This window comes from Neorhizobium sp. LMR1-1-1.1 (assembly GCF_040675795.1).
GTDB classification, from domain to species: Bacteria; Pseudomonadota; Alphaproteobacteria; order Rhizobiales; family Rhizobiaceae; genus Neorhizobium; species Neorhizobium cellulosilyticum.
Map to the genome: position 1 here is coordinate 1 of NZ_JBEGHE010000026.1, position 20,793 is coordinate 20,793.

Below are 20,793 nucleotides of genomic sequence, written 5' to 3' on the forward strand. Positions count from 1 at the left end.
GTTTAAAAGTCCCATGTGGATCACTCCGTTGCCCCCGTCGCTCACCGCGTTGGGGGAAGGTTCACATGGCTCAATTCTCAATGGAAATTATGCGCCTAACCGGCTCAGTTCTGCGTGGAAACCAACAGGATAAGCGAAATAGCGCCGAAATGTTTAACGCCGCGCTCGTCGAAAACCTTCGTGTGGAATTCTCTGCTGATAGAAGTTCGTATACCGAAGCCCGAGCCCGCTTCAGAACAATGCTCCAATGTGAAGAGTTTGAATCCAGATTGGCCGAAGGCGCGCCCGACCGGTCTGTGCCACTTTCCAAAGCGAAGTCGAAACTCAAGACGAAAACTGACGTGATTTGGTCCCTTGCAAATGACGGTCACTTGCCGATTTTCAGAGCGGACAATCCGAAGCCCCATTGGCGAATACCGATCAAGGAGCTGGAGGAATTTATGCGGCGACACATGTCGCGTCTTGAGTTGAGCCAGTGTCTCCGAGACTGGCGAAAACTAGGGCGACGTCACCGGATTGAAGACTTCACTCCCATCATTTCCGAAGCCGATGTCGGCGAGGCTTTCTACGATCGGACCGAAATATCGCAGTTAATTTGAAACTTTGTTTGTGCCGGGCGTCCGCCCGGTTTTTTATTGTCTAAGCATTTGGGAAAAACGAGACTTCATTTTGGGAATCGGGCTTTGCTTCGACATCCGAAAGAGGGCCAGAACATAAGGGTTTGCGGGGTCTTGTCCACTATTTGGGAAATTCGACCTTGCTTATTACAACATCGAGATTTAAAAACGGAACCAAGTTTGGCCCAAACTGCGATCTTTTGGCCCAAACCGGAAAGTAACGTGGCCCAACTACAAAGAGCGTGCGGACTCGGTCGTTAGGTATGAAGCATCTGACACAGTGCCGGGACGACCGCTGGAGACGTTACGGGGATTGTCAGCTTCCCGCAAACGGGAAATGGCTTAGTCCGCAACCTGTCAAACCAAGGTTCATCCCACGCTTCAGGCAACGGGAATTTCCCGACTTTTCTCCCAACAAATGGCGAAAGCGACGCAATCAATTCCTTAGACCTGCCTGTTATTTGCGAACTTTGAGTGCAGACGCTCTCGTTCGTTAAGCGGACATTCTTGTCGCTGATATCGACGATGACTTCGCCTTGATCGAGAGGGCCTACCCCGACCATAACGTTGGGCGCGATAGCAAGGAATAATTCAACCCTTGGATCGCTTAAATCGTTGGTTTCCGGCGGCGTGAGCTTCAAAACCGGTCGGCTGCCAAGGACAAACGACTTCTTGGGAATTGGTATTCTAACAACGGCTAGTCCCCTACCCCCAATCACGCTGAGGATGTCGTCGCTTCCAGTTTTCAACGATGAGACTCCGTTCTTCTGGCATGGTTCAGCGCGTCGGCAATGCCTTCGATGATATTGATAAAGTGGCTCCTGGACCGGGCTTGGATCGAACGGTTGGAGCTAGTTATGGGTGCGGAAACAACGAGCGTATCATGCTTCAAGCCCATGACATTTGGGAGAATAAGGGACGACCTGAAGGCCATCATAGCGACACGGGAATGGGCGTAACCACAGAGCACGCCAGCGCTCTCTACAGCGCCGTTTCCGCATGAAAACGAACCCGCACGAAGATGTCATTGTGCCACGATGCCCTGGCAGTAGCCAACGACACGACGACTTTTCAAAAAAGTCCGCTCATTAAGCGTTCATACGCCTTTTCTGGCTTCCCATACGCATCGGCAGCGAACTGTTCCATTCCTTCACGATCTCTGATCGTGACGAGTCCCCGGTCTGCTCGAATGAAACCGTTTCCCTCTAGCACGTGAAGCGCGGTAGTCACGCTTGGGCGACGGACAGCGAGCATCATGGAAATGAAATCATGGGTGAGCGGCAGCTCGTTTCCATCAATTCTGTCGTCACACATAAGCAGCCATCTCGCGAGGCGCTCGTTGACATCATGAATAGCGTTGGAGACAGCCGTATATGCAAGCTGAACAGCAAATGCCTCAATCGCTCGGATTATAACTTTGAGAAAATTTCGCCGATTTTCCATCAGATGGCGAAAGTCATCGTACCGGATACGATAGCCCGCAGCATCCAGCTGCACGTAAACATCGTATGTGTACACATCAACATCAGCAATGGCAGAAGTTGGAATATATCCATCGTAGCCAAAGATGCCCGCCTCCGCCCGCGCGCCCTCAGGTGTTTTTGCAATCACAGAGCAAATGCCTTTGGTGAGAAAGTAGACGTGCTCAATCGGCTGGCCTTCCACACCAAGCATCACCCCATGGGTGAGACTAACTGGCTCCAACCCGTTTGCGACATCATTGAGGTCTTCACTTGGCAGACGCGCCAGTAACTTATTGCCACGCGCCAAATTGAAATCAATGCGCATCTCTCTGTTCCCCCTCACAAAAGCAGCATGCAATATGGGCGGCTTGCTCACCCGAACAGCCGGAACAAGTGGAGGCCAGCCGGGTTACGCTTTGACAACATGCTAAACTTCATGGGTGGCAGATGCCAAGATACTATTTCCATCTTCGTGACGGCGACCGCCTAGATCGAGATCCGGAAGGAACTGAGTTGGCGACATTGGACCTGGCCGTCGAGGAAGTTCGACACGCTGCAAGAGAGTTACTGGCGCACAAAATACTTCAAGGGGAAGTTGTTGATGGCCAGATTTTCGAGATCACAAGCGAGCAGGGCGAGGTCTTCGACAAAATCCCGCTCAAGTCGGTCGTCCGTTTCGAGTAACTGGGGCTGCGATAGTTCCACGCCCAAAGCGAGTGATGATGAGTTTCAAGGTGAAGGACGGAAGCCAAAAAGCCGCGGGAGCGACAGCGTCCGATGCGGTTAAGCAGCTTGAAAAATCGCACGGTAAAAAAGTGGTCGTCATGGAACTCATTCCCGGGACTAACAACCCCGAAGCAGTAACGCTGTCACAGCAAGAGATCGAAAGTCGATAACTAGCGGAAAAAGCTTCACAACAGAATGAGGGGAGCTTCTCTGATAGGCTGTCCAGTGCCGAAACTTCTAAATCTACGCCGGTACAAGTCCGTAGGGTGTCAGGCAGCCGCTTCCAACGGTAAGCTTTGGACCTTCTTAACAGTCCGTCGCCTGCTGCGATGAGGCCTTGTGACGTCCGCAATGATCGAGTGCGCGACGACTTTACCCAATTCGGCCGCACTCGTAATACCTTGGATGAAGGGACGTTTGTGAAGCAGGTATGCTACTGCGGGGAAGAAGAGCCGTCGGATCGGCTGTGTGCCAGAGATCAGCGGGCGACATTGTGCGTCGAGATCTATGCCGCCAGTTCTTCGTTGGTTGCCTGTCGTAGTGACCGTCCATCCCTCAGAAATGAGGCCACGCTCTACCAGCCCTCGAAACGGTAGGTCGGCAGCTGAGCGATTTTTCTGCCCTGTCGCATCTATGAAAGTGTCAAATACCCTTCGTCCGCAAGCCGAATTTACCGTCACGCCACGTGCGAGCCCGTCGCTGGAAATCTCAGAATCGTTTCCGAGAGCGAGGATTTCGAGACGGCCACACTCGTGGAGAGCGAGAAGACGCTCAATCGAAAGATGCGGCACCGTCGCATAGTCATCTGCGAAGATACTTTTGAATGACCGGTTGAAGCGCTCTAGATCGTCGGCATTTAGACAATCGACCGCAGCTTCGATAATCTCATGTGTAATTAAGATGGCGTACCGCCACTGTACCGTACGCTCAGCGCTATAGTTTCGGCCTGCCTCAACAAGATTTTGCCTAGCCCACTCAAAAGGCTCAATTTTATCCCGAACGCCGTAGTAAGCTTCAGCAAAGTCGTCGACTGTTAGTTCGTCCAGGCCGATGGCTGCAGCGTATTCAGGATCGGCGACAGCAATCTCTTGTTTGAACAGATCGAAGAGATCGTCCAATAGCCCACTAGAGCCTAGCCTGGTACGATCATCCACGGCCTGCTTTGTACAAATCCGGGGCTCGAGATAGGGAATGGGAAAATAGAAGTCGGCCTCCGGTAACAAGCCTTTTCGAGACATCATTGTCATATGAAGGCGGCTGCCGGATTTGCTCGGTCGGTATTCCAGAATTCCCTTTTTCGTCCGCCGAAATTTGCCATACGTGGTCGCAACAGTCATGATCGCATCGATCGCACTCAGTGAGGTACCAAGAACTGCCACCTCTCCACTCGGGATGGTTTTCAGGGCAGTCGCAGGCCATGGAGCCTCGAAAAAGCCAGGTGATTTTTCAGGGTTGGTCGGAAAGCTGTGGCCCGTCGCTGCAACGACGTAGTCGAAGACACAATTGTCTTCGCGATTACGCCCTGCGATCGTCAGCTTGAACATATCCTCGACAGGCGTGATGTCCTCTACCTCACAGCTTTCCGACACCTGGACTTCATGACGAGTTTCGCATGCACTATCAATCAGCGTGGAAAACTGCGATTTAAAATAGTCGCCGACAACTATACGTGGATAGAAGGCACGATCTGAAATCTGATCTCGAGTGACGTCATATTCAGCAAGATACTTATCTGACTGCAGAAGAAGCCATCTGTATAAAGTCTGCGGTAGTGGTGGGATTTCTACGCTGGGAATATTCGATAACATCGACGGGTCATTGATGCCGCGTTGGTAAGGAGTTCCCTTTCCGGCGATTTCGCTCCGCTCGAAGATCGTGATATGAAGTTTAGCGCTACAGGAAAGTAATTCTTGAAGTGCATAAATGCCTGTCGGGCCGGACCCAACGATTGCGATGCGTTTACTCATTTGGGCTCCTCGCACCGCCATGCGCTGTGCTGCTTCTGAACGGGCCAAACCGGCGTGCGTTCCCTCGCCGTACGCTAGCGGACCAAGCGCTGAACGCAATTTTCTACTGCAGCTCGGGATTCCGTTTTCAACTTTTAGTTTTGGATACCCATTGAAGGTTCAAAGATTAGAGCCATATCATTTTCATGGAAAAATCTCAGATTGACGACATCGATGCGCAGATTCTGAAGCTTCGTACGGCGCTGCCAATATGGGGCGTCGAAGCGAACGATCTCGTGGAATTGGCCCGCAACGCGGAGCGAGCTGCAATACAGGTAGACGAGCGCACGATGCAGCGTGTACGCGGATTGATCGAAACCACCACTGGTTGGCACAACACCCTTCTCTACTGGGAGCAGCAAGACGCGGCTCCTGCGCTCAGTGCAGAGATCCGTGTCCTTCGCGGGTCACTCGATGCGATGCGCAAGGAAGTCGCCGCGTCGGCAAGGATGTTTCCATCGTGATGACTGATGCTGAACTAAAGTGCACTGAAACGTAGTTTTTCATCAACCGACCGAGCGTCTCTCGTTTTAGTCGGACATTTTTCCGCGTTCTGACAAATTATTCGCGTTCTTGTTGCTTCAGCTGTCATCGACATCATCGTTGTATCAGAGCCAAACAAATCAACTATCGATAGCCTTTTGAGTTAGCGTATTCAAAGGGATGGACTAGGCCTTCATATCCCCTTTTGCGTGCATCCCCATGGAGAGCAAGATGATGGAAAAGAAGCCCAATCCTGAAAGCGATGATGCTCGCAGCGGCGACGATGCGGACAAGAACCGCGAGGAACTTTCGAGGGCTGCTGAAAAGGGCCTCAAGGACGCTCGGAGAAACAATCCAAAACGCGACGCGCTATGACCGATCCTAAGGTCAATGAAACTGGGACCGAAGCACGACAGGGGCGCACCGGCCGACCGGTGCTTATAGTTCTAATCGCAGGCTTGACGCTAGCGTTGCTTGCCTGGATAGGCGCAGAGATCTGGGGGGAAACGACTGACACCCCCGCTGCTCAGACAGTTACGCCGCCTGCTGGGGACAATAACCCGACCACTGCGTCTCAGAGCGTGGAGCCAGCCGTGCCTACTGCTATTTAAAAAACGCCGCACTCCGATGGCGGCACACGGGGGCCTTCAGAAAGCAATCAGCCTGCTGGAAGTACCACCCGACCTTAGGCGGACCACGTTGTGTGTATGCCTAAATGAAAGCATCCTCAGAACCGACAGACCGAAGCGTAGTCAAAGTCGCGATAGCAAAGGTGACTTCGGGCTGGCTAGGGTGGTGCCACGTTAGGGCTATCTCACAAGTCGGGAATTCATACCAATATTGGGAGGCGACTGTGACTGAGGCTTTAGACACAGAGAATTTTGAAACTCGCCTAAGCACAAAAGAAAAACGGATGTTTTTCGAGGCCTTGCGTATGGAAGTCGTTAAGACCTTTAAAGGCTTCGACCCTACGACAAAACGCCGCCTGGCGGGATCCGCCCGCAAACTTATAGAAATCTTGCAATTATTCGAGCGAGATCCGTACGATTCTCCGCATTGCTCGTTTGCCCAAGTGGTCGACCTTGCGTGTCAGTTTACCGCGCAAGGAAACCGTACCATTCAGACGTCGAAGATAAGCGCCACGCTTCATTAAAGGTCAGCGCTCCTACAATTCGCGGGAACGCTATTTAATGTTACTGCTTCGCGTTCACGCCCTCAAATTCAAGAGCCTCTTCGAGCTGCTGCTCTGTGACGTCAAGAACGGTGCGCTCAGGAAGGCCGTCGGAGCCAACAGCCCTATCGGCTGCGGCTCTCTCGGCCGACGGGGTCGCGGTTGGGGGGGCGCATCAGTTGTTGTCGACGCGGTTGTCTCGCCTGAAACCTCCGGCGTTGCCGCGGGCGAGGCCGGTGCACATTTCAGCAGTAGCCCCCGGCGCGTCGCCCTCGCCTTCCTGAAACAGCACAATACCTTGAAGTTGATTGTTACGGATGTGCAGATGCCCGGCCGCCTCAATGGGATTGAGTTGGCCAACTACATCGGGGAGCACTGGCCAGATATCTCCATCATTGTCGCCTCTGGCGCTGTGATCCCCGAAGAAGGGGAATCTTCCGACCCACGCTCGTTTCCTCAACAACCCGATTAATCAAGAACTTGTTTTGACGACGATCAGAGAATTATGCGATTGAATTTGGTGATATAAGGTTTCGGACAGCAAGCGTCTCCCTGTCCGTTTCGATAACTGCAACCGTCGAGACCGGACAAGATTATTGACGCACGAATTTCAAGCTGACATCGATGCCATTGCCGATATTCCCGCGGTATCTTCGATCTTTGACGTCATCCGCCAGACCACTGGCATGGGATTTGCTGCAGTCGCTCGTGTCACCGAGGGACGGTGGATTGCCTGCGAGGTTCTCGACAACATCGATTTCGGCCTAAAGCCAGGTGGCGAACTCCAGGTCGAAACCACCATCTGCCACGAGATCCGCCAAAATCAAGAGGCGGTCGCAATCGACCATGTCGACAAAAGCGATATCTGGATTGGGCACCATACGCCGCTGCAATACGGCTTCCAGAGTTATATCTCAGTTCCGATTACCTTGAGTGACGGCACATTCTTCGGGACGTTGTGCGCGATCGATCCACGCCCGGCGCAGGTGAACAATTCCAAGATCCTGACGATGTTCAAGCTGTTTGCAGAACTGATTGCAAATCATCTGGATGCACGCAATCGGCTCGTCGCCTCTGAAGAGCGGCTCCAGGAAGAGATTGAGGTCGCGGAAATCCGCGAACAGTTCATCGCCGTGCTCGGGCATGACCTGCGCAACCCTCTTGCCTCGATCGGAGCTGGCGCACGGCTTCTGACCAAGTCTACTCTGGACGATCGCGCCAGAACAGTGGTCGCGATGATGCTGAAGAGCGTTGATCGCATGGGGAACTTGGTCGACAACGTCATGGACTTTGCCCGCGGCCGCCTCGGCGGCGGCATCTCCCTTCAGCTGTCGGATGAGCCACTCCAGCCGGCCCTTGATCAGGTTGTGGGAGAACTACGGAGCGTCTGGACGGAACGAGAGATCGTTACCCATTTTGCGCTGGAGCGACAGGTGTCGGTTGACCACAAACGGATTGCACAGCTCTTCTCTAACCTGCTTGGTAATGCTCTGACCCACGGGGCTGCCGATCTGCCCGTGCTCGTCATGGCGGCCACATCGGACACCGGGCTGGAGCTTTCGGTATCCAATGGCGGCAAACCAATACCGGACAGCGCGCTGGAGAAGCTGTTCCAGCCGTTCAGCCGGCATCACGGTCAGGAACGTACTGAAGGTCTGGGCCTTGGACTTTACATCGCCTCCAGGATCGCCGAAGCGCATGGCGGCCGGATCGATATTGTCTCCACCTCGCACGAGACGCGGTTCACTCTGCGCATTCCGATGGCGCTCCTACCCGAATGACGATGCCTTCCGACGAGCTGCCGGCACTAAGTCAAAACCGCGCTTGACATCTCGGTTGCAGCCTTGAGCGGCTGACGGTCGAGAGCGAGATGAACGCCTCCCCGTCAGTTCTGAGAAATCATCTCTCGCACGCGGGCGGCTAGGAGTTCCACCGGGAACGGCTTGCTCATGACGGACATTCCTTGATCGAGGTGACCATCGCGGACAGTCGAACTCTCCGCGTATCCGGTTATGAAGAGTACTTTGAGATCCGGCCGTGACTGGCGTGCAGCGTCCGCCATCTGCCGGCCATTCATACCTCCCGGAAGGCCGACGTCACTGACGAGGAGGTCGATCCTGACGTCCGATTGCAGGATCTTCATGCCAGCAACGCTATCACCAGCTTCAATGACCGTGTAGTCGAGCTCATGCAGTATATCCGAGATCAGCATTCGCACTGTCGGCTCGTCATCGACCACCAGAACGGTTTCGCCCTGCTCAGAGCGCGTAAGCACTCGCTGCTCGGCCTGTTCGTCGTTTACATCACCTTCCATCACATGTCGTGGAAGATATATGCAGACGGTCGTGCCCTTTCCTTCTTCCGACGAGATCGTCACCTGTCCGCCGGACTGCTTTGCGAAGCCATATATCATCGATAGGCCGAGCCCAGTTCCTTCGCCGAGCGGCTTGGTCGTGAAGAACGGCTCGAAAACCTTCTCGCGGATGTCTTCGGGGATACCCGTACCGCTATCGCTCACGCAGATCAGGAGATATTCACCCTTAGGCAAGTCATGCGCCGAAGCCGCAGCCTGATCCAGCACGATGTTATCCTTGTTGATGGTAATTCGTCCACCATTCGGCATGGCGTCACGGGCGTTGATGCACAAGTTGAGAAGCGCGTTTTCCAGCTGAGATGGGTCCACCAGCGCCGGCCAAAGGCCGGTCGTCCCGATCACATTGAGCTCGATCGACGGACCAACAGTGCGACGGATCAAATCCTCCAGTTCGTTGATCAGCCGATTGACACTGGTCGGCTTCGGATCGAGCGTCTGGCGGCGCGAGAAGGCCAGCAGTCGGTGCGTCAATGCGGCGGCCCTCTGAACGGCACCCTGGGCTGCCGAGAGATATCTTTCGACATCTGCCGTGCGACCTTGGTTAAGGCGGCGTGTCACGAGTTGTAGGCTTCCGGATATCCCTGCGAGCAGGTTGTTGAAGTCGTGAGCAAGGCCGCCGGTCAACTGGCCCACGGCCTCCATTTTTTGCGCTTGGCGCAACGCCTCCTCCGCCTTGAGGAGTTCTGCTGTACGCTCGGCAACCCGATGCTCCAGGTCGTCGTTCAAAACCTGCAGCATGGCGATCGCCCGGTCGCGCTCCGCCGCGACGGCACGGCGATCGTCAACATCTATGAGCACACCGGGAAAACGAAACGGCTTCCCATCGGCATCGCAATCGACACGACCGTTTGCTTCGATCCAGTAGTAATTGCCGTCTTGACGCCGAACGCGATATTGGTGGGCATAATGCCCTCGCCGTTCGATTGCATCATTGATGGCCGCGACGAGCCCATCGCGATCTTCCGGGTGGACTGTGGAAATGATCTGGTCCAGGGGAACCCCGCTGCGACCCAATGCCGGATCGAGACCAAAACTATCCGCGAAGGCCGCATCGATGGTGAACTGGTCCGTCGGAATATCCCAGACCCAGGTGCCGATGATCGCCCCGGCGCTCAACGCCAGTTGGACACGCTCGGCGTTAACGCGGTCGCGTGACTGCGCAGCGAGTAACTCTGTCGTCTCGTAGGCGACATCCAGAAATCCCTGGATGGTGTCTCCGTCGCGCAGGGGGCTGTAGGAAAATGTCCAGTAGGTATCTTCCGGATAACCCTTGCGGGTCATCACGAGGTGAAGGTTTTCCAGATAAACGGTTTCGCCGGCCATCGCCCGCGCAATCAACGGCTCGATTTCCTGCCACACTTCGGGCCAAACCTGGTCGATAGGTTGCCCCAGTGCCCAGGGATGCCGATCTCCGAGGAAGGGCGCATAGGCTTCGTTATAGAGGAAGGTTTTTTCCGATCCCCAGGTCGCGCACATGCCAAAGCTGGTAGAAGACATGATGTCGTAGGTCGTGCGCAACGCTGACGACCATGTTTCTTTTGGACCTAATCGCGTACTCGCCCAGTCGAAGCCTTCCCAGTAGTTCAAAACGCTGCTCCTGTCTGACGCGCCACATGGTCCAATGCCATAGCTAACTTAAATGGTGTAGTGGGAAAGCTTTGAAAGTATCTAAGCCGTTGAATGCGAAATCCGAGACCAAGGCGCTTCCATGTCCAGCCATCGGGCTATTCGTTTTTTGCAGCATAAGCTCGCGTCTAACCTGGAACACCGCGTCCTGCCGAAGCGTTTACTCCCCGTCACGCAAGAGGAGATACCGATGGCATTTGTCGAGGGGAAAGATGGAACGCAACTGCATGTAAAAGACATGGGAAATGGCCGCCCAGTGGTTCTCATCCACGGCTGGCCGCTGACCGGCGACATGTTCGAATATCAGACCCTCGCGCTTCTCGAAGCCGGATACAGGGTCGTGACCTATGACCGCCGCGGATTTGGTCAGTCCGGTCATCCTGCAACCGGTTATGATTACGATACGTTTGCCGATGACCTGGCAAGCGTTCTTGAGGAACTCAACCTACAGGACGTTGCACTTGTCGGCTTTTCGATGGGCGGTGGTGAAATCGCGCGCTACCTGAGCCGCCACGGGGCGTCTCGTGTGTCCAAAGCGATCCTGGTTGCATCGGTTGCGGGATATCTGCTGAAGGACCAAAGTAATCCCGATGGCGTGGACGTAAGCGTATTCGAGGATATGAAATCCCAGATCCGCAAGGACCGGTTTGCCTTCCTTCAGGATTTCGCAAAGACGTTCTATGGTGTTGGATGGGTCACAAGCCCGGTAAGCGACGGCATTCTCGACTGGTCTTTTACACTCGGCATCATGGCCAGTCCAAAAGCGACGATCGATTGCGTGGATGCGTTCGGAAAGACTGACTTCCGGGGCGATTTCTCGGCGTTCACCATCCCGACCCTCATCATCCACGGAACGGCGGACAAGACCGTGCCGATCGATCCATCCAGCCGGACCGCGGCCGCTGCGATCCCAGGCGCAAAACTCATTGAATATGAAGGTGAGCCGCACGGTCTGTTTGCCACCGCACCCGCCCGGCTGAACAAGGATCTGCTCGATTTCTTGGCATAGCCAAGGCGAGGACTGTTATTTAGCTAGTTGATAGGCTTGCTCCGTACGCGACGAGCAAGCCTTTCGGCACGAGAGGGCATTCGATGGGCTTGATGTCTCCAACATCCTCCGAACCTGGGCGATCCGCTGACTGTCATAGGGGATGACGATGGACGCCCGAAGTGCCGCTGCTAACCGTCGGCAATCAAGAGCTATCGTCGGCGAGCTCAAGGATGTCACTGCCCTTTGGCTATCCGCCTCGACGACTGAATACCATCAGGCAGATCGAGCCGAGAATTCCGGCGACGACGGAACCCATGAGGATGCCGATTTTGACATTATCCTGAACGACGGGATCATTGAACGCGAGCAGGCCGATGAACAGGCTCATCGTGAAGCCGATCCCGCACAGGAGTGCGGTTCCCATCATCTGACCCCAGCTTGCTTTAGCCGGCAGGTCGGCCAGTCCCAGCTTGACGAGAAGCGCGACCGTCCCGAGAACGCCGACCAGTTTGCCGAACAGCAAACCGGCCGCTACGCCCATGGTCAAAGGCTCAGCGAAAACATCTGCCGTCACTCCAGCAAACGAGACACCAGCATTGGCAAAACCGAAGACGGGCACGACGATGAAAGCCACCGGCTTATGGAGACTATGCTCGAGTTTGTGGAGCGGGGATTCGGCATGAGTGGCTTCCGGCGTGCCAGGCGTCAGCTTCAGCGGGATCGTCAGGGCCAGCATCACGCCAGCCAGCGTCGCGTGAACACCTGACGCAAAAACCAGGACCCACAGCGCTGCCCCGAGAACCAGATAGGGCCAAAGCGCCGTCACTTTCATGCGATTGAAGATGATCAGGTTGCCGAGCACGATTGCAGCGCCGGCAAGCGCCATCAGGTTGAGATCTTCGGTGTAAAACGTGGCAATGACGATAACGGCGCCCAGATCGTCGATGATTGCCAGTGCCGCGAGGAAGATCTTGAGCGATGCAGGTACGCGCGATCCGAACAGCGAGATCACACCCAGCGCGAAGGCGATATCGGTGGCCGTCGGGATTGCCCATCCTCGCAGCGCCGAGGGATCCTGCCGGTTGAAGAAGACGAAGAACAATGCCGGAAACAGCATGCCGCCCGCAGCGGCCGCACCGGGTAGGATGCGTCGGCTCCACGAGGAAAGCTGGCCGTCCAGCATCTCGCGCTTGATCTCGAGCCCAACGAGCAGGAAGAAGACGGCCATCAGCGCGTCATTGATCCAGTGCTGCAGGCTGAGCGGGCCGATATAAACGTGCAGTGCGTGGAAATAATCATCAGCGACCGGCGAGTTCGCCGTAATGATCGCCAGGACGGCGACGATCATGAGGACAATACCGCCAGATGCCTCCTTGTCGAGAAAGTGGCGGAGAGTTGATTGAATGCGGCCCTTTGAAGCTGTCGAAGACATGGGTTCGCGCTCCCTTGGTTGGAAGGTTGATCGAAGTCTCCGTGGATTTCGGGGGAACCCGCAGCACCGCAGCACGCGCTGTCGAGTTATCTTAACCCAATGCGCCGTACTTTGCCACTGCCGCTGACGACGTTTCGACCGGACGAGGACAGCGATCACGACGAACGAGCGTGAAACGGTAGCGTCGATGATGCCTCAGTTTGGCAATTCATTATAGCGTGGAAGATTCGGTCCATCCGGTTGGCTGTTCAAACAGCTTGGCGGCAAGGCTGCGGATGGCCAGCTTGCTCGCGATGTTGAGGGCGTTATGCATCAGGTTGATGCCAGCCGATTGTGAGGATTCATGATGCTGGGAGCAATCTTCGGCACACCCTGACCCTCCGACCAACGCCCGCATCGCATCTCATAGGCCACTAACGCCTCCCCGATATCGCCTCCAGGATGTCGAGAGGGGCAACCATCGCTGGCTGCTTGATTGGCGAGGAGCGCACATGGTTGCGCTGTAGCATCGGGCCCTTCTAAACAGCAGCATGATTGGACCGACGAGAGAGAGCGAAAGCCCGTGATGCCGCAAAGCCCTATCCACCAATCGGTTGAATACGCGGGCAGCGTGGTTGGCAAGGAAGCCCGGAGCGACTGCCGCCGCTGGATGCATATCTTCGTCCTGTTCTCGGGTGCGTCTTTTCCAGGCGAACTACGCTCAAATTGGCATGCCTTCCAAGGCATAGGACGCCCTGCAGGACAATTTTCCGAGCCTGACTGGAACGCATTGAGAGAAAGACTAGTTTGTACGATATCGGACGGTCGGTTCGAGGGCTTGAAGCAGAGCCGCTGTCCTCGTTTGGAGATCTGGCGTCGTGCAATCATTCCCTGTCACCGTACTGGTTGTCGAAGACGAAGCCCTCATACGCTTGGCTATAGAGGACGAACTCGAGGATCAGGGTTTTGTCGTTTTCTCTGCCGGCAACGCGGACGAGGCCATCAAAATGATCGAGCACCATCCGGAAATCGCGGTCGTTTTCACCGACATCGATATGCCGGGAACTATGGACGGTATGAAGCTTGCGGCTTTTGTGCGAGATCGCTGGCCGCCGATCAAGATCATTGTCACTTCAGGTCGAGTAAATCCGTTGGGGAATTTGGCCGAAGACATACCTTTTCTCGCAAAGCCGTACGACCACGCAAAAGTAGTGGGCACGATCCGCAGCCTGATGTCGCTTTGAGCGATACCGGAGAATGCAATGGATTTTTGCTGAAGATAGCATAGCGTCGAGCCGAAGAGCGTCCGAGCCACAGCGGCTAAGGATGCCAGCGCCCATGCCGCCAAGATCGTCCGCTCGTCATCAACCGCCAATGCCCGCGCCCGCAATACATCTGCTGAACGCTCTAGTCGAAGGCCCGGAGGCAGCGCCATCGCCCCATCGCCGTCGCGTTGCTGGCGATCTCGCGCAACATGTCAGGATCATCGTAGCGTCACCGGATGTGTGGACCTCTGTCCTGGCGACGGTGAGACGCGACGATGGAATCGGTATCTGGGGCCAGCAGATCATGCTCGTCGGCAAAGGCGACTGCGCAGCAGATGAGCGCCGAGCATGAGAAGACGACCGGCGAACTCAAGAGCCCGGTCTGTTATTATGAGCAGATTAGGAAGCAAGGTTGCCGTAGTTATCGGCGGCGTGGGTGGGATCGGGGGAGCCATTTCTGAAAGGTTTGTAGCCGAGGGCGCAAAGGTCTACGCGACCAGCCGCAGGGGAGCTGGGGACGAGTCACAGGTCCAAACCGTAAACCTCCAGACGATCCGGGCAGATGACAGTGATCGAGCCGATCTTCAGCGCGTATTCGAGCAGATCCGAGCAGAGCAAGGCCGCGTCGACGTACTCGTCGTGAATGCGGGAATATCCGAATACGCACCGCTTCAAGACATTTCCGAGGATCATTTCGATCGGACATTCGGCTTGAATGTGAAATCCCTCGTGTTCGCGGCGCAGGGTGCGATCGACATGATGCAGACGGGCGGAACGATTGTGTTGATCGGCTCGATTGCGGGAGACATCGGCACCAAAGGCTATGGCGTGTAAGGTGCGACCAAAGCTGCAGTCCGTTCGTTTACACGAACCTGGGCGAACGAACTTGCTCCCAAAGGCATCCGCGTTAACGTCGTTAGCCCTGGTCCCACCGATACGGCCATGATGGCCGCAGCCTCTCAAGAAGTTCGCGACGCACTGTCGAATATGATCCCTCTCGGGCGCATGGGTCGACCCGAAGAAGTCGCGGCCGCAGCTCTCTTTCTTGCAAGCGAAGAGAGCAGTTTTCCGACTGGTTCAGAGATCGCTGTCGACGGTGGTATGGCACAGATCTGATGCCGGACTTCGCCATCGCCGTCGAGAATTGATTTTGGCGTGCCGCAGGTCAAAAGGCGTGCGCTCATCGAACAGCCCTATGGTCCTCGGTCGCCTACATTTCGTTTCGGGCATCTATGTTGGTCCATGAAGCAGTTAATCGGGGCGAGAGAGCCGCCCCGACACAAATCACTTTGCCACTTAGGTCGATTTCGCAAATTCTACGAGATCTCTGCTGAAGCGAGGGACTTCCTCCAGAAAAGGCGCGTGGCCTGAATTAGGATAGACCTTTGACTGCACGTTGGGATTAAGCTCCTTCGCGCCTGCGATGCTGGCGCCAGTCATGACCAGATTGTCTTTGCCACCGTAAAGCAGCAACACGGGCACCCGAGCTTTCGGAAGGCCATCTGCTACATCAACCGTCATTGACGGTACCGTTTTGTCATCACCCAAGACGCCATTGCGGCATTCGACAGAAGTCGCTCGAAGGTCGCCGCATCGGGTTGCGTCTGAAAGCACAGAGCAAGGAAGGTGCGTACCGCATCAAGGTGCGTTTTCAGATCATCGGATGCCATTCCGGCATAACGGTCGCCCTTGAGACGATGCGGTCAGGATGCGTGCGGAACCTTTTCTGCGTTGATGCATTAAGCCTGCAAGCCGGGGCCTATCCATGAAACGTGTGAATGACGAAACAAGCGTATTTTACGACGGTGTAGCCAAAAGCGTAGTGATTGTTCAGGGTCACATGATTGACTACGTTATCGGGCCACTCGAGACCCAAGCCGACGCATTTGAAGCTGCAGGCGAGAGATGTCGTAGACTTGGCTGGATCTCTCCGATCGAAGGGGTGACAATGAGATTGCAGCGAAGGTGGCTTGAGCCGTTACAAAGCTATGGCGCAGCTATCAGTGTCGTTCTCGGCGGCCTCATGTTCGTTTGGCTCGTGCAGTAGACAAATAGAATGCTGCTGCTCTAATCGATCACCCAGCGCCTCCTTATCCGACCGATGTCGCTTAATTGGGACCCGATGGTCTATTCACCAGATGTTCTAACGGTTCAGCAAGCGAGGGCGTGCTGCGGCCACTATAAAGCAAGCTGCGTCAGTGAAATTACGCATGCAGCTATTCTCCTTAGCATCTTGAAGTTCTCACGGTGCCTCCCAGATCAGCGAAACGCCCCAAAGACCTCAATTCAAAGCGTCCGGACAAGTTTTTATGGATCAAGAGAATGATTTTCGCGACGCTCAGGATGCAGGCGATCGCCTGATTGCAGCACATGCTTCAGAAGACCCGTTCGCAGCGGCATTCAAGGCGACGAGAATGCCGATGATTATCACCGACCCCAGACAATATGATAATCCGATCATTTTCTCCAACGACGCATTCACAAAACTCACCGGCTACTCACGTGACGAGCTCATTGGCCGCAACTGCCGCCTTCTTCAAGGCGCCGAAACTGACCCTGAAGCGATTGCGAAGTTGAGGACAGCGATCTCGGAAGAGCGGGATCTCTCGATCGACATCCTTAATTACAGGCGTGACGGGTCGACCTTCTGGAATGCGTTGTTTGTGAGCCCGGTCCGGGACGAAACCGGCGAAGTTATATACTTTTTTGCATCACAGCTTGATTTCACCAATATCAAGAGCAAGGAAGCGGAGCTCGCTGCAGCCAGGCATATGGCTGAGCAGGAGGTCGCGCGCCGTACTGTCGATCTGACCGCGGCGCTGACCACCAAAACTGCGCTCGTCCACGAAGTCGACCATCGGGTGAAGAACAATCTTCTGACCATTGCATCCATCGTCAAGCTGCAAGCCAGGATGACAGAAAGCGATGTTGTAGAGCGGACATTGATGTCCGTTCTAAACCGAGTTGAGGCACTAAGTACCGTCCAGCGAAAGCTCTTGAATGATGAGGATGTGGGGCACTTCGATGTGGCTGATTTCGCAAACGATCTCGCAACCGATGTCATTGGCGCCCTGAAACGCACCGATATCGTGCTGACGACAGATCTGCGCGAGGTAGTTGTGCCCGCAACGAAGGCCTCTCCATTGGCTTTGATCATCAATGAACTTGTCGGCGACGCGGTTCGCCGGGGGCTGCGCGATGGTGGAGGCGAGATCCATCTTGAAGTCAGGCGTCTGAACGGTCACTTCCTCATTCGGGTTGTAGATACGGTAACCCCGGTGGATGTTGACCGCGAGGAAGCAGCATTTAGCCAAAAGATGCTTGAAGCATGCTTGCAGCAGCTGCGCGCAAAGCTCGAACGCCGCGTGGAAGGCCGCCTTACTGAAGTCTCCGTCACGCTACTGGTAAAAGACTGAAAGGTTTCTTTGTGAAAATTCTGATCGTTGAGGACGAAGTGCTGCTCGCCATGGAACTAGAGAGCGAAATCGAGGCTGCGGGCCATGACATCGTCGGGCTGGCGGCGGACAGCCGGGAGGCCAAGGACCTCATTGACTCGGTCCGTCCAGACTTTGCCTTCGTCGATATTCAACTCATTGACGGGCCAACCGGAATTGAGGTCGGACGGCATCTATCCGCAAAGTCCATCCCTTATGTCTTCGTCTCAGGCAACCTTAAACGGATCCCGGAAGATTTTGCCGGAGCGGTCGGGGCGATCGAGAAGCCGTATACGATGAATGGTCTTCAGAATGCGCTTTCATTCATCGAAAGCTTCGTCGCTGGGAAGCCGGATGAAAAAACACCCCCTCCAAGTCTGGTAATGTCTCCCGAAGTCCTCGCAAAAATAGCAGCCTGAACGGACCTTCACAAAAAAGCAAAGGCTCAGATCGTTGGGCAACTCGTCAGACAGAATAAGAGCCGTCCGCAACTCCGGTCTACTCGACGCAAAGAACAAAACCGAATTTTATGACATAATCGAAGTTGTACAGGCGGGGTTGAACTGTCCAGTTGCGCTGGTATCGATCCTCGATGAACACCGCCAGGTGTTTCTCGCTCATCTCGGCCTGCCTGAAAAATGGGCCGAAGCCGCAGAAACACCGCTCACGCATTCGTTCTGCCAGCATGTTGTGCGCGACAAGCAGCCACTGATTATCGGTGACGCAACTTTACATGACCTCGTCCGCGATAACCTCGCGATAACCGATCTGGGCGTTATCTCCTATATGGGCGTCCCGGTTACCCTTCCCGATGGCATGGTGATCGGCGCCCTTGCCGCGATCGATGGTGAGCCGCGCGTCTGGACTGACGCCGAGCTTGAAACGCTCAGCAGGATCGGAAAAATCGTTTCCAATCAGATCGCCACGTTTCTGGTAGAGCGACGGTGGAGTTCGCTGTTCGAGCAGCTTGAAGAAGGCATTGTCATCGGCGCTGTGGTGCGTGATGAACGAAAGCGGATTGTCGATTGGCAATGCGAAACCGTCAACCCAGCAGGGGCGAGGCTGTTTCAGGTTGTGGGTGAGGAAACAGAAGGCCGAAACATTCGAGACATCCTTCCCAAGTTGGATGAGGAGTGGACTGTTGACGTTGAGGAAGTTGTCGAGTCCGGTCGACCCAAACGCTTTACTCGCAGGATTGAGGAAATCGCTCGCTGGTTCGACGGATACATCCAGTCAACAGGAGAAGACCGCTTCGTCATCACATTCGTAGACGTCACCGACCGGATGGAAGCCGTCGAAGCGTTGCGCGATAGCGAAACGACTTTACGCCTTATTGTGCAGGGCGCGAAGGATTACACAATCCTGACGCTTGACGAGGATCAACGTATCACAAACTGGTTTGGCGGGGCCGAGGAAACCTTCGGGTGGAGCAAGAGCGATATGCTTGGCCGCTCGTTCTGTGAAATCTTTACGCCAGAAGATCAGGCAGCCGGCGCGCCAGAGGCGGAAATCACGAGAGCGTCAATAGATGGCGTCGCACCGGATCGCCGGTGGCATATCACCTCGGATGGCTCGCGCGTATTTTTGGATGGAACTGTGAGACCGCTTCCGCGCCACCCAGAAAGCAAGTTAGGCGGCTACATCAAGGTCGCGCGAGACGCGACGGCACAAAAGCGGTCCGAGGATCGGCAGCTCGCTCTATTGGAACTCGGCGGCAAAATCCGAGAGCTAGACAGCGTTCACGAGGTAGCGTTTGCGGCTGCGGAAATCCTGGCCCATAGCCTGTATGGGTCTACGCGCGCGGGCTATGGGGTCGTCGACCCGATCGCAGAGACGGTACAGATGCTGCCTGACTGGTGTGCAGACGGAACGGATACCATCGCGGGTCTCCATCACTTCCGCCACTACGGTTCATATATCGAAGACCTGAAACGGGGTGCGATGCTTATCATCCCAGATGTCTCGACAGATCCACGAACGTCAGCGTCATCGGACCTGCTTCACTCGATCGGCATTTCCGTTCTGGTAAACGTTCCGATCATGGAGCATGGGGCCATCGTCGGTGTCATGTTCGTGCACTACGATAAGCCACACGATTTTACCGCCGAAGAGCGCGATTTCGTACGCACGATCGCCGACCGGACAAGAGAAGCTATAGCCCGTATACGGGCGGAAGAGCAGCAGCAAGTTCTCAATCACGAAATCAGCCATCGCCTGAAGAACACGATGGCGATGGTGCAAGCGATCGCCACCCAGACACTTCGTCCTGTGACGGATCGCGCTCCAGTCGAGGCGTTCACCAGTCGACTGCATGCTTTGTCGAAGGCCCATGAGGTCCTACTTGGGCACGATTGGTCGACGGCACGGATGGCGGCTGTCATCGATTCGGTGCTAAGCCAACTCGCTTTGTCTGATCGCTTCACGATCTCTGGCCCGGACATGGAGCTTGGACCCCGAACGGCCTTGTCGCTTGCTCTGATCATGCATGAGCTCGGCACCAACTCACTTAAATACGGCGCGTGGTCAAGCGAGAAGGGCAAGGTGTCGGTGTCTTGGTCTATCGGAAAGACTTCATCCGAGGACGCGCTCATCCTAAAATGGCAAGAAAGAGATGGACCAATCATCCGAGGCACGGTTGGCAAAGGGTTCGGATCGAAGTTGATCAAACTAGGTTTGACGGGAACCGGCGGGGTCGAAGTCGAGTACGACGCGAACGGTTTGACCGTGACGATGCAGGCTCTTGTTTCGCAGTTGAGGCAGTCATGACGTCGGGAATTATACGTCCCATCGCTCCGCCGGTAATCCTCATCGTCGAGGATGAGCCACTTTTGCGCTTGGCGGCCATTGATCTAGTTGAGGACGCCGGCTTTCAGGCGATCGCCGCAGCGGACGCAACGGAAGCCGTGACTATCCTGGAATCACGATACGATATCCGGCTTGTCCTGACAGATGTCGACATGCCTCGAGGCGTCGATGGAATGCGGCTGGCGGCCATCATCCGAGACAGATGGCCGCCCATCAAGGTGATCATCGTATCCGGACATATCGACGATCCCGGCGGACAAATCCCAGCGGAGACCGCATTTTACACCAAGCCCTATCGTGAACAGCAGATCGTTGAGAAGATCCGCGAAATGCTTGCTTGATGTTCCTGTAGTCTGATGTGTCACAGTAAGTGATATTGACTTGATATGGCAGAACACTCAGGCAGTAGTAGTCTCGCAGA

The 20,793-nt window shown here is 55.2% G+C and carries 20 protein-coding genes and 1 pseudogene; 15 read left to right on the top strand and 6 right to left on the bottom strand.

What is annotated here, in order from left to right:
* Nucleotides 1–65: 65 nt before the first annotated feature.
* Nucleotides 66–599 (top strand): hypothetical protein, encoded by a 534-nt coding sequence (locus MRBLMR1_RS18410; RefSeq protein WP_500065543.1) that lies wholly within the window; start codon nt 66–68, stop codon nt 597–599.
* Between the two features lie 275 nt (nt 600–874).
* Here the strand turns inward: MRBLMR1_RS18410 and MRBLMR1_RS18415 are convergent, their stop codons facing one another.
* On the bottom strand, nt 875–1,366 hold the full coding sequence (locus MRBLMR1_RS18415) for a hypothetical protein (RefSeq protein WP_500065544.1): 492 nt from the start codon (nt 1,364–1,366) through the stop codon (nt 875–877).
* A gap of 322 nt (nt 1,367–1,688) precedes the next feature.
* A complete protein-coding gene (locus MRBLMR1_RS18420) occupies nt 1,689–2,405 on the bottom strand; it encodes a Crp/Fnr family transcriptional regulator (RefSeq protein WP_500065546.1) in 717 nt (238 codons plus the stop codon).
* Between the two features lie 122 nt (nt 2,406–2,527).
* Here MRBLMR1_RS18420 and MRBLMR1_RS18425 point away from each other — a divergent pair, with 122 nt between their 5' ends.
* Nucleotides 2,528–2,764 (top strand): DUF6894 family protein, encoded by a 237-nt coding sequence (locus tag MRBLMR1_RS18425; protein WP_148148868.1) that lies wholly within the window; start codon nt 2,528–2,530, stop codon nt 2,762–2,764.
* 38 nt (nt 2,765–2,802) lie between these two features.
* Complete coding sequence (locus tag MRBLMR1_RS18430; RefSeq protein ID WP_500065549.1) at nt 2,803–2,976, top strand: hypothetical protein; 174 nt, start codon at nt 2,803–2,805, stop codon at nt 2,974–2,976.
* Between the two features lie 99 nt (nt 2,977–3,075).
* Here the strand turns inward: MRBLMR1_RS18430 and MRBLMR1_RS18435 are convergent, their stop codons facing one another.
* Nucleotides 3,076–4,773, bottom strand: a complete 1,698-nt coding sequence (locus MRBLMR1_RS18435) for an FAD/NAD(P)-binding protein (RefSeq protein ID WP_500065551.1) — start codon at nt 4,771–4,773, stop codon at nt 3,076–3,078.
* Between the two features lie 185 nt (nt 4,774–4,958).
* On the opposite strand from MRBLMR1_RS18435, the gene MRBLMR1_RS18440 reads away from it, so the two are divergent.
* The 5 genes from MRBLMR1_RS18440 to MRBLMR1_RS18460 all read left to right on the top strand — a co-directional run bounded on the left by MRBLMR1_RS18440 (nt 4,959) and on the right by MRBLMR1_RS18460 (nt 8,247).
* Nucleotides 4,959–5,276 (top strand): hypothetical protein, encoded by a 318-nt coding sequence (locus tag MRBLMR1_RS18440; RefSeq protein WP_500065553.1) that lies wholly within the window; start codon nt 4,959–4,961, stop codon nt 5,274–5,276.
* 250 nt (nt 5,277–5,526) lie between these two features.
* A complete protein-coding gene (locus MRBLMR1_RS18445; protein ID WP_183688614.1) occupies nt 5,527–5,670 on the top strand; it encodes a hypothetical protein in 144 nt (47 codons plus the stop codon).
* Nucleotides 5,671–6,148: 478 nt separating this feature from the next.
* Nucleotides 6,149–6,448: a hypothetical protein gene (locus MRBLMR1_RS18450; RefSeq protein WP_500065555.1), complete on the top strand. Its 300-nt coding sequence runs from the start codon at nt 6,149–6,151 to the stop codon at nt 6,446–6,448.
* 37 nt (nt 6,449–6,485) lie between these two features.
* A complete protein-coding gene (locus MRBLMR1_RS18455; RefSeq protein ID WP_206828298.1) occupies nt 6,486–6,938 on the top strand; it encodes a response regulator in 453 nt (150 codons plus the stop codon).
* A gap of 124 nt (nt 6,939–7,062) precedes the next feature.
* A complete protein-coding gene (locus MRBLMR1_RS18460; protein WP_500065557.1) occupies nt 7,063–8,247 on the top strand; it encodes a GAF domain-containing sensor histidine kinase in 1,185 nt (394 codons plus the stop codon).
* A 104-nt stretch (nt 8,248–8,351) separates the two neighbouring features.
* On the opposite strand, the gene MRBLMR1_RS18465 is transcribed toward MRBLMR1_RS18460, so the two are convergent.
* The gene (locus tag MRBLMR1_RS18465; protein WP_500065559.1) at nt 8,352–10,427 is read right to left on the bottom strand and encodes an ATP-binding protein; all 2,076 of its coding nucleotides are present in this window, start codon (nt 10,425–10,427) and stop codon (nt 8,352–8,354) included.
* 229 nt (nt 10,428–10,656) lie between these two features.
* Between MRBLMR1_RS18465 and MRBLMR1_RS18470 the strand changes: the two genes are divergently transcribed.
* On the top strand, nt 10,657–11,475 hold the full coding sequence (locus MRBLMR1_RS18470; RefSeq protein ID WP_183688232.1) for an alpha/beta fold hydrolase: 819 nt from the start codon (nt 10,657–10,659) through the stop codon (nt 11,473–11,475).
* 229 nt (nt 11,476–11,704) lie between these two features.
* Here MRBLMR1_RS18470 and nhaA read toward each other — a convergent pair whose 3' ends face one another.
* Nucleotides 11,705–12,889, bottom strand: coding sequence for a Na+/H+ antiporter NhaA (gene nhaA, locus MRBLMR1_RS18475; protein WP_183688234.1), 1,185 nt, complete (start codon nt 12,887–12,889; stop codon nt 11,705–11,707).
* Between the two features lie 857 nt (nt 12,890–13,746).
* On the opposite strand from nhaA, the gene MRBLMR1_RS18480 reads away from it, so the two are divergent.
* Entirely contained in the window at nt 13,747–14,112 is a 366-nt protein-coding gene (locus tag MRBLMR1_RS18480) for a response regulator (RefSeq protein WP_183688236.1), read from the top strand.
* 411 nt (nt 14,113–14,523) lie between these two features.
* Nucleotides 14,524–15,249, top strand: a pseudogene (locus tag MRBLMR1_RS18485) (SDR family NAD(P)-dependent oxidoreductase).
* A 180-nt stretch (nt 15,250–15,429) separates the two neighbouring features.
* Here the strand turns inward: MRBLMR1_RS18485 and MRBLMR1_RS18490 are convergent.
* The gene (locus MRBLMR1_RS18490) at nt 15,430–15,654 is read right to left on the bottom strand and encodes an alpha/beta fold hydrolase (RefSeq protein WP_500065562.1); all 225 of its coding nucleotides are present in this window, start codon (nt 15,652–15,654) and stop codon (nt 15,430–15,432) included.
* A 788-nt stretch (nt 15,655–16,442) separates the two neighbouring features.
* Here MRBLMR1_RS18490 and MRBLMR1_RS18495 point away from each other — a divergent pair.
* Genes MRBLMR1_RS18495 through MRBLMR1_RS18510 form a run of 4 tightly spaced genes read left to right on the top strand, consistent with a single transcriptional unit; the run spans nt 16,443 to nt 20,713 of the window.
* A complete protein-coding gene (locus MRBLMR1_RS18495) occupies nt 16,443–17,549 on the top strand; it encodes a PAS domain-containing protein (protein ID WP_206828291.1) in 1,107 nt (368 codons plus the stop codon).
* Nucleotides 17,550–17,560: 11 nt separating this feature from the next.
* Complete coding sequence (locus tag MRBLMR1_RS18500) at nt 17,561–17,986, top strand: response regulator (protein ID WP_148147186.1); 426 nt, start codon at nt 17,561–17,563, stop codon at nt 17,984–17,986.
* 34 nt (nt 17,987–18,020) lie between these two features.
* Entirely contained in the window at nt 18,021–20,333 is a 2,313-nt protein-coding gene (locus MRBLMR1_RS18505) for a GAF domain-containing protein (RefSeq protein WP_500065564.1), read from the top strand.
* Nucleotides 20,330–20,713, top strand: a complete 384-nt coding sequence (locus MRBLMR1_RS18510; protein WP_148147188.1) for a response regulator — start codon at nt 20,330–20,332, stop codon at nt 20,711–20,713. The genes MRBLMR1_RS18505 and MRBLMR1_RS18510 overlap by 4 nt, the downstream gene beginning before the upstream one ends.
* Nucleotides 20,714–20,793: the final 80 nt, after the last annotated feature.

Bases quoted from the DNA above. Each gene is read 5' to 3' on its own strand.
- MRBLMR1_RS18410 (WP_500065543.1), top strand. From the start codon at position 66: ATGGCTCAATTCTCAATGGAAATTATGCGCCTAACCGGCTCAGTTCTG.
- MRBLMR1_RS18420 (WP_500065546.1), bottom strand. From the start codon at position 2,405: ATGCGCATTGATTTCAATTTGGCGCGTGGCAATAAGTTACTGGCGCGT.
- MRBLMR1_RS18425 (WP_148148868.1), top strand. From the start codon at position 2,528: ATGCCAAGATACTATTTCCATCTTCGTGACGGCGACCGCCTAGATCGA.
- MRBLMR1_RS18430 (WP_500065549.1), top strand. From the start codon at position 2,803: ATGAGTTTCAAGGTGAAGGACGGAAGCCAAAAAGCCGCGGGAGCGACA.
- MRBLMR1_RS18435 (WP_500065551.1), bottom strand. From the start codon at position 4,773: ATGAGTAAACGCATCGCAATCGTTGGGTCCGGCCCGACAGGCATTTAT.
- MRBLMR1_RS18440 (WP_500065553.1), top strand. From the start codon at position 4,959: ATGGAAAAATCTCAGATTGACGACATCGATGCGCAGATTCTGAAGCTT.
- MRBLMR1_RS18445 (WP_183688614.1), top strand. From the start codon at position 5,527: ATGATGGAAAAGAAGCCCAATCCTGAAAGCGATGATGCTCGCAGCGGC.
- MRBLMR1_RS18455 (WP_206828298.1), top strand. From the start codon at position 6,486: ATGTTACTGCTTCGCGTTCACGCCCTCAAATTCAAGAGCCTCTTCGAG.
- MRBLMR1_RS18470 (WP_183688232.1), top strand. From the start codon at position 10,657: ATGGCATTTGTCGAGGGGAAAGATGGAACGCAACTGCATGTAAAAGAC.
- nhaA (WP_183688234.1), bottom strand. From the start codon at position 12,889: ATGTCTTCGACAGCTTCAAAGGGCCGCATTCAATCAACTCTCCGCCAC.
- MRBLMR1_RS18490 (WP_500065562.1), bottom strand. From the start codon at position 15,654: ATGACGGTTGATGTAGCAGATGGCCTTCCGAAAGCTCGGGTGCCCGTG.
- MRBLMR1_RS18495 (WP_206828291.1), top strand. From the start codon at position 16,443: ATGGATCAAGAGAATGATTTTCGCGACGCTCAGGATGCAGGCGATCGC.
- MRBLMR1_RS18510 (WP_148147188.1), top strand. From the start codon at position 20,330: ATGACGTCGGGAATTATACGTCCCATCGCTCCGCCGGTAATCCTCATC.